This window comes from Pirellula sp. SH-Sr6A (genome assembly GCF_001610875.1).
GTDB lineage: Bacteria > Planctomycetota > Planctomycetia > Pirellulales > Pirellulaceae > JBKCUI01.
Window position 1 is genome coordinate 956337 of record NZ_CP011272.1, and the last position, 13480, is coordinate 969816.

General features: G+C 54.9%; 10 protein-coding genes. 5 read left to right on the top strand and 5 right to left on the bottom strand.

The features are described 5' to 3' along the window. Positions 1-20: 20 nt before the first annotated feature. The gene (locus tag VN12_RS03505) at positions 21-752 is read right to left on the bottom strand and encodes a DUF1080 domain-containing protein (protein WP_146675530.1); all 732 of its coding nucleotides are present in this window, start codon (positions 750-752) and stop codon (positions 21-23) included. Between the two features lie 153 nt (positions 753-905). Here VN12_RS03505 and hemB point away from each other — a divergent pair, with 153 nt between their 5' ends. After that, entirely contained in the window at positions 906-1943 is a 1038-nt protein-coding gene (hemB, locus tag VN12_RS03510; RefSeq protein WP_146675531.1) for a porphobilinogen synthase, read from the top strand. A gap of 44 nt (positions 1944-1987) precedes the next feature. Here hemB and VN12_RS03515 read toward each other — a convergent pair whose 3' ends face one another. The 4 genes from VN12_RS03515 to VN12_RS03530 form a co-directional block, all read right to left on the bottom strand. Then, positions 1988-2704: an SCO family protein gene (locus VN12_RS03515; RefSeq protein WP_146675532.1), complete on the bottom strand. Its 717-nt coding sequence runs from the start codon at positions 2702-2704 to the stop codon at positions 1988-1990. Between the two features lie 84 nt (positions 2705-2788). After that, positions 2789-4210: a DUF1501 domain-containing protein gene (locus VN12_RS03520; RefSeq protein ID WP_146675533.1), complete on the bottom strand. Its 1422-nt coding sequence runs from the start codon at positions 4208-4210 to the stop codon at positions 2789-2791. Between the two features lie 318 nt (positions 4211-4528). Then, positions 4529-6073 (bottom strand): adenosylhomocysteinase, encoded by a 1545-nt coding sequence (gene ahcY / locus VN12_RS03525; protein WP_146675534.1) that lies wholly within the window; start codon positions 6071-6073, stop codon positions 4529-4531. 163 nt (positions 6074-6236) lie between these two features. Further along, on the bottom strand, positions 6237-6980 hold the full coding sequence (locus tag VN12_RS03530; protein WP_146675535.1) for a sensor histidine kinase: 744 nt from the start codon (positions 6978-6980) through the stop codon (positions 6237-6239). A 320-nt stretch (positions 6981-7300) separates the two neighbouring features. Here VN12_RS03530 and VN12_RS03535 point away from each other — a divergent pair, with 320 nt between their 5' ends. From VN12_RS03535 to VN12_RS03550, 4 genes are all read left to right on the top strand, one after another. After that, positions 7301-10555 carry an amidohydrolase family protein gene (locus tag VN12_RS03535; protein ID WP_146675536.1) on the top strand — a complete coding sequence of 1085 codons (3255 nt, stop codon included), beginning with the start codon at positions 7301-7303 and terminating at the stop codon, positions 10553-10555. A 57-nt stretch (positions 10556-10612) separates the two neighbouring features. Then, the gene (locus VN12_RS03540) at positions 10613-11941 is read left to right on the top strand and encodes an amidohydrolase family protein (RefSeq protein WP_146675537.1); all 1329 of its coding nucleotides are present in this window, start codon (positions 10613-10615) and stop codon (positions 11939-11941) included. A 106-nt stretch (positions 11942-12047) separates the two neighbouring features. Further along, positions 12048-13049 (top strand): dihydrodipicolinate synthase family protein, encoded by a 1002-nt coding sequence (locus VN12_RS03545; protein ID WP_146675538.1) that lies wholly within the window; start codon positions 12048-12050, stop codon positions 13047-13049. 15 nt (positions 13050-13064) lie between these two features. Then, a complete protein-coding gene (locus tag VN12_RS03550) occupies positions 13065-13454 on the top strand; it encodes a ComEA family DNA-binding protein (RefSeq protein ID WP_146675539.1) in 390 nt (129 codons plus the stop codon). Positions 13455-13480 lie beyond the last annotated feature (26 nt).

The window sequence follows — 13480 nt, forward strand, 5'->3', positions numbered from 1 at the left end:
AGTTCCTTGGAGCGGAGCGGCTATTTTTTCGATAGCTCTTTGATTTCGATGTTGCGCCAACGGACTTCAAATGGACCTTGATCTTTTCCAATGCCATGCACTTGAAGACCGATGAACCCTTCTGCGTAGGAGATGGGATCCGTTAAATCCTCAATCAACTTGCCATTGATCCAAGTTTGAACGCGAGGACCGACCGCTTTCACGTGATATTGATTCCATTCGTTGTTTTTGAGTTCGCTGTGAGGAGGTTGTGTAGGAGATACCCAACCACGCCCCGTCGCTTCGCCGTACAAGTATCCGGCTTCTCCCGGGCTGGATTCAATCTCGACCTGCAAACCATGGACGCGACCGCTGTCTTTTTCCGGCAAGCTCTTAGATCGAATCTGCACGCCTGAATTGAGTCCGTTGTCGACCTTTACTTCAAACCGCAGTTCGAAGTCACCAAAAACTCTCTCCGTACAAAGAAAGGAATTGGGACTGCCGGTCGCCGTTCTCCCAACGACAGCATCTCCTTCGATTCGGTACGTTGCCCAACCATTCTTTTGCGTCCAACCCGCGATGCTCTTTCCGTCGAACAATCGTGTCCACCCCTCTCCACTAGGTGCCGCAGGGGCCGGGGAGTCTTGATTTCGAACGACTTTTGCTTCTTGAGCGAACAGCGTTTCAGTATCCAATACGAACGTCATGGCAGAGGCGGCGATCGCAATCGCGAGCTTCGCTCGCAGCGTTATTGGCCTGGGAGATAATTGCATGGAGAGGTCCTCGACGGGATGAAGGTGGGGGAATACGATTTTGGGGACTCAAGCGAGGAAATAGTCACGCTCTACGTTATTGGAGTGTACCCCACAAAACGTTTGTTTACGAGCCAACCATCTCCCACCCTTTCGCGGATGCGACGAATTGCCATGACGGATTTTCTCAATAGCCGATGCGAGAATCGGGCGAATTCGGCTTCCTATCCGCGAACAAGGCTCAGGCGAAATCGCAGGTGGCCTTGGCTACGGGATATGGTGCAAGAGACGTCGTTGGCTCCGTCTCATTTGATTTGGCCTCTCTTTGTCATTGAAGGTGATAATCGCCGCGAACCAGTCCTTTCCATGCCCGGTGTCGAACGGATGAGTATCGACTTGGCCACCGCGGCTGCAGCCAAAGCCGCTGAACTTGGAATCGGCGCGGTCGCGATCTTTCCGGTCACGCCGAGCCAACTCAAGTCGGACTCGGGACAGCACGCAGTCGATCCCAATAATTTGATCTGCCAAGCCACCCGCAGTATCGCGTCCGCCGTTGGAGAACGGATTGGAATTGTTTGCGACGTTGCGCTCGATCCGTATACCACACATGGTCAAGACGGAATTGTCCGGGATGGATACGTCGTGAACGATGAAACCATCACGGTGCTTTGCGACCAAGCGGTGAATCAAGCCCGCGCGGGTGCAACCATGATTGCCCCTTCCGATATGATGGATGGTCGTATCGGGGCGGTCCGAGATGCACTCGACGCCAACGGGTATCAACACATTCCCATTCTGTCTTATGCCGCCAAGTACGCATCCGCTTACTACGGACCCTTTCGCGACGCAGTCGGTTCCGCGTCCAATCTAGGTGGTGCCGACAAGAAGACTTACCAAATGAACCCCGCCAACTCGGACGAAGCCTTGCGAGAAGTCGAGTTGGATATCCAAGAAGGGGCAGACATGATCATGGTCAAACCTGGCATGCCCTATTTGGATATCGTCCGGCGACTTCATGACCGCTTTCCAGTTCCCCTCGCGGTGTACCAAGTCTCCGGTGAATATGCGATGCTCAAGTTCGCGGCCCAAGCAGGTGCGCTCGACGAACGGAAAGTTGTCTTGGAAAGCATGATCGCGTTTCGTCGAGCCGGAGCTTCCGCCATCCTCACCTACTTCGCGTGCGATGTAGCGACTTGGTTGAACGACCGATAGCTGCCAATCGAAGGATCGAGTTCGAGGTTCGATCCCCTGGCCAGTTAATTCCCGCTCGCCCCAAGCACTTCGTCGATGTGCTTCAGCAGCAATTCTCGCTCTTCGATGTCCAGCCAGACATAGGAGCCGACGGCATCTCCCTCCGCGTTCACCAGGACAAACCGATCGGGGTGTCCTCGCTTCTCCACGCCGTCTAAAAAGAACTTCTCGATCCCCACACGCATGGTGTATTCGATCGGAGCATACAACAAGAACCAGCGTTTTGGATCGGCCCCATATGACGTTGCGTATTCCGCCAGCTTCTCTTGCGTGTCGATCTCCGGATCGACGGTGATGCTCACAAAGCGGATGGGCTTGTCTTTGTACTTGTTGTGCAGCAACTGCATTTGCGAAGATTGCCGTGGGCAGCTACCTGGGCAAGTGGTGAAGAAAAAGCAAGCGACATAGGGCTGCCCTCGAAGGGACTCACTGGTGACTTTGTTCCCGTTTTGGTCCGTGTATTCAAATTCGGTGAGCCACTTCGGTTGCTCCTTGGCCGACTGCACCAAGCTGGAGAGAGCCTTGCGGCGGCCAGGGTCTTTCTCGGCCTGGCGAATCTCCCAAGGGTCTTCCTCCTCTTCAGCATGCAACTCGGCATCGGATTGCGATTGCGCCAGTTGGGGAGCGTTCACGATGCGATAAGCCCTGTAGGCCATCGCCGATATCGTTCCCAATGCGATTCCCGCGAGAATCCCCATCGTGCGAAATGCATTGCGACTCAATCGTTTTCTCCTCGGACACGAACTCAGTGGTAAACGCCCCGCAGTATAGCGGGGTAAGCAAATTTCGCCGAGACTCCCATCACGCTAAGCGATAAGGTCATGGACGACGTTTCCATGCACATCGGTCAATCGGAAGTCTCGTCCAGCCCAACGATAAGTGAGCTTCTCGTGATCGAACCCCATCAAATGAAGGATGGTGGCGTGCAGATCATGGACATGCACTTTGTTTTCGACGGCTTTGAAGCCGAACTCGTCGGTCGCTCCGTAGGCCGTTCCGCCTTTGACTCCACCACCTGCCATCCACATGGTGAATCCATAATGATTGTGATCGCGACCGGTCATCGTCCCTTGATTCGAGCCTTCCTTTGGCATCTCGACGGTGGGGGTCCTTCCAAACTCACCACCCCAGATCACAAGCGTGTCTTTAAGCATATCGCGTTCTTTTAGATCGCTCAGGAGAGCCGCAATGCCTTGATCGCTCTCCTTGGCCAATCTGCCATGCTCCCTCTCCAAATGGTCATGGCTATCCCACGGTTGACCTTGTCCGTGCCAAAGCTGGATGAATCGAACGCCATGTTCGAGCAAACGCCGCGCGATAAGCAATTGCCTTGCCTGGACGCCAGGACCGTATTTGTCTAGCACATGTTGTGGTTCACGCGTGACATCGAAGATTTCTGACGCCTCCCCCTGCATGCGATAGGCCAGTTCAAAGGATTGAATCCTCGCGTCGATCATCGGGTCGCCAAGTCTCGATTTTCGATGTTCGTCGTTGAGAGCTTGGATCAAATCCAATTGCCGACGCTGGGCTTCTCGCGACAATTTTTTGTTGGCCACATATTCGATCAGTTTGTCGATCTCTTTGTGCTGGGTATCGATGTAAGTGCCTTGAAAAATCCCAGGCAAGAATCCCGATTGCCAATTTTGGGATTCCTGAATGGGGTACCCGCCGGGACACATGGCGATAAAGGCAGGCAAGTTCTGGTTTTCTGTCCCAAGACCATAGGTAAGCCATGACCCCATGCTCGGCCGTACCAGTCTCGCTTCGCCTGTGTTCATGAGCAAAAGGGAGGGCTCATGGTTGGGAACATTCGCGTGCATCGACCGAATCACGCACAGATCGTCTGCGTGCGCTGCGGTTTTGGCAAAGAGGTCGCTGATTTCCAGCCCTGACTCGCCATACTTCTGGAACTTGAATGGACTGCCATAAAGAACCCCCGTTGGACGCTCGGTTCGAGGCGTTTCTCCTGGCATTGGCTTCCCTGCGTACTCCGCTAATGCCGGTTTCGGGTCGAACGTGTCGACGTGCGAAGGGCCACCGTTGCAAAAGATATGGATGATCCGCTTCGCTCGCGGGGCGAAATGGGGAGCTTTGGGAACAAGCGGGTTGATTTGGTCAATCTCGCCGGCTGACAGGGTTTCCCCCAGCATCGACTGGGCAGCTAATGCCCCCATACCGATGCCGAACTGTGTCAAAAGTCCGCGGCGATTCAAGGCTTGGCAATTCATACGCTGGAAAATCAAGACTTTTAGGAGGGAGGGGAGGCAGGACTGGAGGGAGTGATGCCCCGCGCATGGTGAAGTTTGAACAGTGGCACGCCTCCATTCTACCTACCTGCGTCTCTCAGGAATAGATTCACTCCTCGAGGGACGTGGCTGCAGGATGGGGATCGGAGCGAAAGGAGGAGCAAATGTGACGGGAGGAGCGATTCTTCCCCATAAAACGACACGATCCTTCGCGGGTGCGAAGGATCGTGCACAATTTTTATTGGATCCGTCCACTCACGGATCGGACCTTGTAGGAGTCGGGCCTCATAGCAGTCGGGCCTAGTATCGGTAGTTGTCCGACTTGAATGGGCCGTTAACGTCTACCGAAATGTAATCCGCTTGTGCTTTGCTTAGCGTGGTCAGTTTGACCCCGAGCTTTTCCAAGTGGAGTCGCGCGACTTCTTCGTCGAGGTGCTTGGGCAACGTGTAGACTTGCTTCTTGTAGGTACCATTTTTGCGTTCCTTCCAAAGTTCCAATTGTGCGAGAACTTGGTTGGTGAAGCTGGTGCTCATCACGAAGCTGGGGTGGCCGGTCGCGCAACCAAGGTTCATCAATCGACCTTCGGCGAGAACGAGAATGCTTCGCTTGGTTTCGTGGAAGTACCATTGGTCGAATTGCGGCTTGATGTTGCGGCGTTCGACTTTACCGGTCTTTTGGAGCTTCTCCAAACCTGCCATATCGATTTCATTGTCGAAGTGGCCGATGTTGCAGACGATCGCTTTGTCCTTCATCTTTGCCATGTGCTCGGCAGTGATGATGTTGAAGTTACCGGTCGCCGTGACGAAGATATCAGCGGACTCGAGATAATCTTCGAGGGTCTTAACTTCGTAGCCTTCCATGACCGCTTGCAACGCACAGATCGGATCGATTTCGGTGACGATGACGCGGCAGCCTTGACCACGCAACGATTGGCAGCAGCCTTTCCCCACGTCTCCAAATCCGCAAACCACTGCGACTTTGCCCGATAGCATGACGTCGGAAGCTCGGTTTAGTCCGTCGATCAACGAGTGACGGCAACCGTAGAGGTTATCGAATTTGCTCTTAGTGACCGAGTCGTTGACGTTGATCGCGGGGAACAAAAGCTCTCCGGTCTTCGCCATGCCGTAGAGGCGTTTGACTCCCGTGGTGGTCTCTTCCGATACACCCTGAATCACTTTGCCCATCGCTGTGTAACGACCGGGATTGACGACGAGTTCCTTTCGAAGGGTATCGAGGATCACTCCCCATTCTTCGGGTTCGGATTCCGCGTTGAAGTCAGGAACCACTCCGGTCGCTTCGTACTTGGTACCCAAGTGAATGAGCATCGTCGCATCGCCGCCATCGTCCACGATCAAATCGGGACCGGATCCGTCTGGCCAAACCAATGCTTCCACGGTGCACCACCAGTATTCCGGCAGCGTTTCACCTTTCCACGCGAAGACAGGAGTTCCAATGGGGTTGTCCAAGCTGCCGCCGCGACCGACAACGACGGCTGCTGCTGCGGTGTCCTGCGTCGAGAAAATATTGCAACTGACCCATCGGACGTCTGCACCGAGATCGACCAACGTCTCGATCAAAACAGCCGTTTGGACGGTCATGTGAAGCGAGCCCATGATTTTGGCGCCGGCCAATGGCTTTTCGGCTCCGTAGCGAGCGCGGAGGGCCATCAAGCCGGGCATCTCGTCTTCGGCAAGCTGAATTTCCTTGCGGCCCAAGCTCGCCAACGCCTCGGCTTCGCTTCGGTTCCCATCCGCCAACAAATCAAAAGCCTTCACCTTGAATGGCAAACGATCGCTGTTCGCGCTGCCACTCAGCTGCTTCGGTGCCTTGGCTACTGTACTCATTTCGCTACTCCCGCTCACTATTGTCCGCAATGATTCCAACAAAACTGGCCCGGAGCATCCATCGGATTCTTCGCCCGAGCCGTCACCACTATATCATCCGCCTATCCGGATGAAAAGATAACCAAGCATAGGGATCCGCGAAAAAGATTTTTGACGCGGCGGGTTAGACGGCCAAGCGAATGGGGGTTGGAAATTCGAGGACAAATTTGGTCCCTCGTCCAACTTCGCTTTGGACGGCAATGCGGCCACCGTGGGCTTCCACGATTTTCCGGGCGGTTGGCAGCCCCAACCCGGATCCACCGTGTTTGGTCGAATAAAACGGCTCGAACATTCGCATCGCGGTGACTTCGTCCATCCCGCAGCCGGTGTCGATCATTTCTAGTGCGACGCCTCCCGGTGTGGAGTAGGTCCGCACCAACAGCTCCCCACCATCGGGCATGGCCTCCAACGCGTTTTTCACCAAATTTAGCAACGCGGCTTGCAGGGAGTCGCTGTGTAGCTTGATATTGGGAAGGTTGGAGTCGAGATAGGTTTGGAGGTGGACATCGGTTTTGTCCGCCTGCGCGCGGTAGAGCGATAGGACTCGCTGGATCTGATCGTTGAGAGATCCGATGGTCATCTCGAGATCTCGCATCCTCGCAAAGCGAAGGAAATCGCGCAAAAGATTCTCCAAGCGGTTGCACTGCTGCCGGATCATGTCGACTTTGGCGATCGCTCGTCGTTGCCCCGGGAACGGGGACTCCTCCAATTCCTCGCAGAGCAAGTCCGTGTTCATATGAATCACCGACAGCGGATTCTTGATCTCATGGGCGAGGGACCCGGCCAACTCGGCCAGCTCGTTGTACTGCCGACGGAGTTCGTCGGCATGCTCTTGTAGGGTGTTGGAGGAGGGAGAATCGTTTGCCATTCAGAAGAGCTCGTGGTGCTATCGAACTGGAGGGGAGAGGTACCTCCGAACTAGGAAGTCATCTCGCAGGGAGGTCCGCTCGGGATTCGGATTTAAAAATTCTCACTCGCCAATCCCTTTCCGAATTGTACACCGCAACTACTATGCGCACAGCGTTCGCTACAACCGATACGACCGCTCCTCTCCAACAGGATGGCACGATGCTTTCCTCGGATTCCGTCCGCGCCTGGTCCTCGTAGGCACTACATTCCGGCTAGCAACCTCTCCTCGCCAGCCTCCTAGCTCTGATTCTTCATCCGTTTCCATTGGTTTGAACATCCATGAAGCTCCCTCGAATTCTTGGCTTTCTTTTTGCCGCGGCGATGATCGTCCCGGCGACATCCTGGACCCAAGCACAACAAACCACTTCGACCCTTCCAGAAGCTGGAATCAGCGAGCATCCCAACGAAATTTATGCCATTGTCGGGGCCTCGATCACCGTCGAGCCCGGAAAGAAAATTGAGAATGGCACGTTGATTATTCGCGATGGCAAGATTTCGGATGTGGGATCGGAGATCGCGATCCCGCCGGAAGCTCGCGTGATCAAACTCCAAGGAAAACACATTTACCCTGGATTGGTCGATGCAGGTATCGAAGCGGATCTCCCCCCCGCAGCCACCGCACCCGGCGTGGCGCACTGGAGCCGAGAAATCACCCCCGAGCGTTCCCTCGCCAACGAAATCACCACGGCCTCTACCGAATCGCTTTTCGGGAAGCTCCGAAAAGCCGGGATCACTACCGCACTGGTCTCCCCACGCGATGGAATTATCAAAGGACAGAGCGCTGTTTTCTCGACTGGCGACCTTCCAACTCAAGAAGCTCTGTTGCGTTCGAATGCGGCGCTTCACGTTAGACTTACAGTGAGCCGAGGCCGGGGACGAGATAGCTACCCGAGCAGTCCCATGGGGGCCGTCGCTCTTGCCCGACAGACATTTCTCGATGCCCAGTGGTACGCAGCGGCGCAGCAAGCCTATCGCACGCAATCGGGGCTTCCGAAACCCGACGACAACGCCGCCCTGCATGCGCTAACTCAGTCGATCGCTTCGGGGCAACCTGTTGTTTTCGATACGTTGAATGAACAATATGCCCTTCGCGCAGACAGCTTCGGGCGTGAATTCGGATTACAGGTAGTCTTGAAAGGTTCTGGGCAAGAGTACCAATTGCTCCAACCGATCGCGAAATTGATTCGAACAATGATCGTCCCGGTCAATTTCCCCAAACCACCCGCCGTCCAATCCTTTGAGCAATCGATCGACGTGGAATTGGAGGAGCTCACCCACTGGGAGCTGGCTCCCGAAAACCCCGCACGTCTTCGTCAAGCCGGCGTCCCGATCCTCCTTACTTCCTTCGGCCTAACGGACCCGAGCGAGTTTCTCCCCAATGTTCGCAAGGCGGTATCACGAGGGCTTTCCAAAGACGATGCCCTCGCAGCCATCACGGTTGAACCTGCGAAATTCTTAGGAGTCGAGGCCACCTGCGGGTCGCTTCGCCAAGGCCAGTGGGCGAATCTCATCGTGGCATCCGCCGATTTGTTCGAGGAAGCCTGCAAGGTAGAGGAGGTTTGGTCACGCGGACGACGCCCTGAAAATGCAGAAAAGACCACGAATTCCATGGATGGCAAGTGGCAGATTGCATGGGCAAGCGGGGAGCATCCGAATTTAGAGCTTCAACTGGAAATCAAAGATTCGCTCGGCAAAGCAAACGCTCTCGTTCGAGTTCCTTCGTCCGACAGCGAGCCCGCCAAGTCAGAGCTAAAAGATGCACCGGAGAAATCTGCCGATCCTCAAAAGGAAAAAGCGTCCAGCGAGACAAAAAAAGAATCCAAGCTGAAGAACTTGAAGGTCGAAAGCAACACGCTTACCGGGGTCATCGCGGCCGGAGTTTTAGACGATTCGTACAAGGGGAATGGATACGTTAGCGCCACGTTCCTGAACTCCGATTCCCCGTCCGAAGCAAGACTGCTCGGATCGATCGTTTGGCCCAATGGAACGACCGGGTTCTTTTCTGCAAAACGCGAATTCAGTTCGGATTCGACGTCGGAGCTAGCCAAGGATTCCGAGAAATCCGACTCGAAGCCGAAGAAGGAGGAAGCGAAGGAGACTGTCGTCGCGAAGATTCTTTCGCCCACGCTCTACCCACCCGGAACGATGGGAAGACAGTCGATACCGGAGCAGCACGAAGCGATTGTGTTTAAGAACACGACCCTGTGGACGTGCGGGCCCGAGGGACTGCTCAAGAACGTCGATTTGCTGGTCCGTCGCGGCAAGATAGATGCGATCGGTACGGGGCTAGACATTCCTGAAAACGCGCACGTCGTGGACGCTTCCAAATGGCAGATCAGCCCCGGACTGATCGATTGCCACTCGCACATGGCAACCGACAGTGGAATCAATGAAGCCACCCAAGCGGTCACGGCCGAGGTGCGGATCGGGGATTTCATCGACGCAGGGGACATAACCATCTATCGACAGCTTGCCGGCGGTCTCACGACGGCAAACGTGCTCCATGGTTCGGCCAATCCAATCGGTGGTCAGAATCAAGTGATCAAGCTTCGGTGGGGAGCCCCCTATGAGGACTTGAAATTCAAACAAGCTCCGGCGGGGATCAAGTTCGCCTTGGGAGAAAACGTCAAGCAAAGCAATTGGGAACTGAGCACTCGGTCTCGCTATCCCCAAAGTCGAATGGGAGTCGAACAGCTCTTCCGAGAACGTTTCAATGCCGCGCGCCAATACTCGCAATCCTGGGAACGGTATCGCCAAAACCCACAAGGATTGCCTCCTCGTCGGGATCTGGAATTAGATACCATCGCCGAAATCGTCGAAGGTAAACGCTGGATTCATTGCCACAGTTACCGGCAAGACGAAATTTTGGGGCTATTACGGGTTCTCGACGAATACGGGATCACGATTGGTTCACTCCAGCACATCCTGGAGGGATACAAAGTCGCCGACGAAATGGCCAAGCATGGCGCTACGGCCAGCTCGTTTTCGGATTGGTGGAATTACAAATTCGAAGTCTTCGACGCCATCCCATACAATGGCGCATTGATGCACCGAAGAGGAATCGTCGTCTCCTTCAACTCCGACGACAATGAGTTGGGTCGCCATATGAATCACGAAGCGGCTAAGGCGGTGAAGTATGGCGGCGTAGAACCGATGGAAGCATTGAAGTTCGTGACGCTGAACCCAGCGATTCAACTACGAATCGATGAACACGTTGGCTCCATCGAAGTGGGCAAGGATGCGGATCTGGCCATTTGGACAGGGTCTCCCCTTTCTCCCATGTCCCGATGCGAACAAACATGGATCGATGGTCGAAAGTACTTCGACCGCTCGCAAGACGTCGAGGATCGAAAACGCGATGCAACTTTGCATCGAGCATTGGTTCAAAAAGTAATCGAGTCTGGAGAGCCAGGGTCGCAGCGAAGTCTGCTCGCGGACGACCCTTCGCGGTTGTGGCCTCATCATGATGAGTTCTGCCACGATCATCATGATGAAGACCATGATCATGGTCAGGAGCATGACCACGATCATTAATCCACGACGAATTCCTTCTTCATCCATTCCAATTCAATTTTCATTCAGGTTCGAACGATGAATTTCTTTGTTTGCAGATTGTTCTGCTCGTACGCGATTCTCGGGCTCTTGCTCGCTTCGATGCCATGTGCGATCGCATCCGATCAAATCCCTGGCGCACCGCAACGCAAACCGGTTTTGTTGCGCGGTGGCACTATCCACACTATTTCCGGCGATGTGGTGGTCGGAGGCGATCTCCTTTTCGATGGCGGAAAAATCAAGCAAATTGGGAAGGACATCGAGGCTCCAGAAAAAGCGGAAGTTGTCGATGCTTCCGGCAAACACATCTACCCAGGAATGATCGATTCCCTCTCCAGTATCGGATTGGTCGAAGTCGAGTCGATCCGAGCCAGCGTCGATACCACCGAGGTGGGGAATCTCAACCCCAATGTCCGAGCTGTTGTTGCCTTCAATCCAGACAGCGAGACGATTCCCGTTGCCCGCGCGAACGGAGTCCTCTCTGCAGTTACGGTCCCCTCCGGGGGTTTGGTCTCCGGGCGAGCTGCCATGATGATGCTCGACGGATGGACTTGGGAGGATATGACCTTCAAACCAGATGTTGGCATGATTGTGAATTGGCCTCGCTTTGGTGCCGTGAGAACGGGACGCGGTGCCGCAGGAGAAGGGGAATCGTCCGAAGGTGGAGATCGGCTGGCTCCACTTCACAATCTGATTCGCGAATCCAAAGCCTATGGTCAGCTATTGGATGCGGAAGCGGTGGAAGCGGTGGATCTGCGACTGGAAGCCATGCAACCGGTGATCCGGGGTGAGATGCCCATGTTGGTGATCGCCAACACCGTAAAGCAAATCCAAACCGCCGTGGCCTTTTGCAACCAGTACCAGTTGAAGATGGTCTTGGTTGGAGGCGCTGATGCGCATCTCTGTGCTCCGCTATTGAAAGAGTCCAACATTCCTGTTGTCATCGCCAGCGTCTACCGATTGCCCTCGCGCCGGGACGCACCCTACGACGCCATCTATGCACTTCCCGCACAGCTTGAAGCCGCCGGCGTTCGTTATTGCATTGGAACCGATGGCCGCTTCGGCGCTTCGATGGTCCGCAATCTCCCCTACCATGCTGCGACCTCGGTCGCATTTGGGTTGAGCGAGTCCCAAGCCCTCCGCGCGGTGACCTTGTCTGCTGCAGAGATTTTTGGGGTGGCGGATTCCCTGGGTTCGCTCGATGCAGGCAAAGACGCCACCTTGTTCATCACCGATGGCAACATCCTCGAAATTCCAACGCAGGTCACCCATGCGTGGATCCAGGGGCGCAAGGTCGATCTGTCGAGCAAACATACGCAGCTGTACGACAAGTACAAAGTTCGGTACGAGCGAGCCCCAAAGCCTTAGGTCCGTTGAAACTCCTGGAATCGCGTACACCTCTCCCCCCCATTCTCCCTGGAGGAAAATTCAACCCAATTTTCCCAAAGCGCCGAGAATGTGGTATTTTTGAAGCATGAACAAGCAACCTCTCGCCGGAATCTTCACCCCTAATATCACCCCTCTTGATGTCCATGGTCGCCTCGACGAGGACAAGCTGCGAGCCTACGTCGATTGGCTGATCGATCATGGTGTGCACGGCCTCTATCCGAATGGAAGCACCGGAGAATTCGTTCGGTTTACTCCGGAAGAACGGAAGCGGGTTATTCAGATCGTCGCGGACCAGACGCGAGGTCGCGTTCCCATTTTGGCCGGCGCTGCAGAGGCCAACGTCGAAGAAACCATTCGGGCTTGTGACACCTACGGGGCCTTGGGATGTCGCGCGGTTGCGATTGTTGCACCTTTCTATTACCGCCTCGCTCCCGACGGAGTTTATGCGTATTTCAAAGAGATTGCCGATCGTGTGAGCGTCGACGTCACGCTTTATAACATTCCACTATTCGCATCTCCCATCGACGTACCCACGGTCAAGCGTTTAGCGGAGGAATGTCCGCGCGTCGTCGGAATCAAGGATAGCTCGGGTGACATTCCACACATGATGCGCATGATCGCCGAGGTTCGGCCCATTCGCAGCGATTTCTTCTTCATGACCGGCTGGGATGCGTCCTTGGTCCCCATGCTTATGATCGGTGCGGACGGAGGCACGAACGCTACCAGTGGTGTGGTGCCGGAATTGACGCGAGCCATTTACGATGCTTGCCGAGCCAAAGACTGGGACCATGCGATGAAGCTCCAGTACCAACTGCTCCCTCTTTTCGACGCAATGCTCACCACTTCCGAGTTTCCGGAAGGATTCCGAAGAGGGGCCAAGGTTCGGGGCTGGAATTTGGGTGAGTCGAGGACTCCTCTCACGGCGCAACAAGCGTCTGCTGCTGATCGGGCACAAGCGAAGATCCAGCAATTACTCTCAGGGTTCGAGTTCATCCAATCCGAACCGCAGAGGATCCAATCACCTATCGACGACAAAGTCATCTCGCGAATCGTACAAGAAGTCCTGCAGCAACTTACTCCCAGCTGATCGCGACGAGATCGCATGAACGCTCCGACGCCCACCGAAGCTACCCCCACAGAAAAACACGCCGATGCACCGACGTTAACGGTCTACCCTCGGCCGCTAGCGCGGGCCACGGTCTCGATTGCAATGGGGATGTTATTGTGTATCCCCTGGATGATCTATGTCGAGTGGCGGGATCGGCGAAAGGAAGCAAACAGCTTAAGCTCAGCACCGTTTGTGGTGGATCTGAATCTTGCGACCGAGTCTGAACTCAACCTCTTGCCGGGAGTCGGTCCAAAACTAGCCAAAGAGATTCTTCGACTTCGAGACGAACGAGGAAAGTTCGAGCGTGTTGAGGATTTGCTCGCGGTCCCCGGTATCAAGCAAACTCGCCTCGACCAAATCCGTCCCTACGTCGTTGTTCCGTAGGTAGGATTGGCAATTGAAGAACTGGC

Coding starts and splice junctions, on each gene's coding strand:
- VN12_RS03530 (WP_146675535.1), bottom strand. CDS start 6,980: ATGGCAAACGATTCTCCCTCCTCCAACACCCTACAAGAGCATGCCGAC.
- VN12_RS03505 (WP_146675530.1), bottom strand. CDS start 752: ATGCAATTATCTCCCAGGCCAATAACGCTGCGAGCGAAGCTCGCGATT.
- VN12_RS03540 (WP_146675537.1), top strand. CDS start 10,613: ATGAATTTCTTTGTTTGCAGATTGTTCTGCTCGTACGCGATTCTCGGG.
- hemB (WP_146675531.1), top strand. CDS start 906: ATGACGGATTTTCTCAATAGCCGATGCGAGAATCGGGCGAATTCGGCT.
- VN12_RS03520 (WP_146675533.1), bottom strand. CDS start 4,210: ATGAATTGCCAAGCCTTGAATCGCCGCGGACTTTTGACACAGTTCGGC.
- ahcY (WP_146675534.1), bottom strand. CDS start 6,073: ATGAGTACAGTAGCCAAGGCACCGAAGCAGCTGAGTGGCAGCGCGAAC.
- VN12_RS03550 (WP_146675539.1), top strand. CDS start 13,065: ATGAACGCTCCGACGCCCACCGAAGCTACCCCCACAGAAAAACACGCC.
- VN12_RS03545 (WP_146675538.1), top strand. CDS start 12,048: ATGAACAAGCAACCTCTCGCCGGAATCTTCACCCCTAATATCACCCCT.
- VN12_RS03535 (WP_146675536.1), top strand. CDS start 7,301: ATGAAGCTCCCTCGAATTCTTGGCTTTCTTTTTGCCGCGGCGATGATC.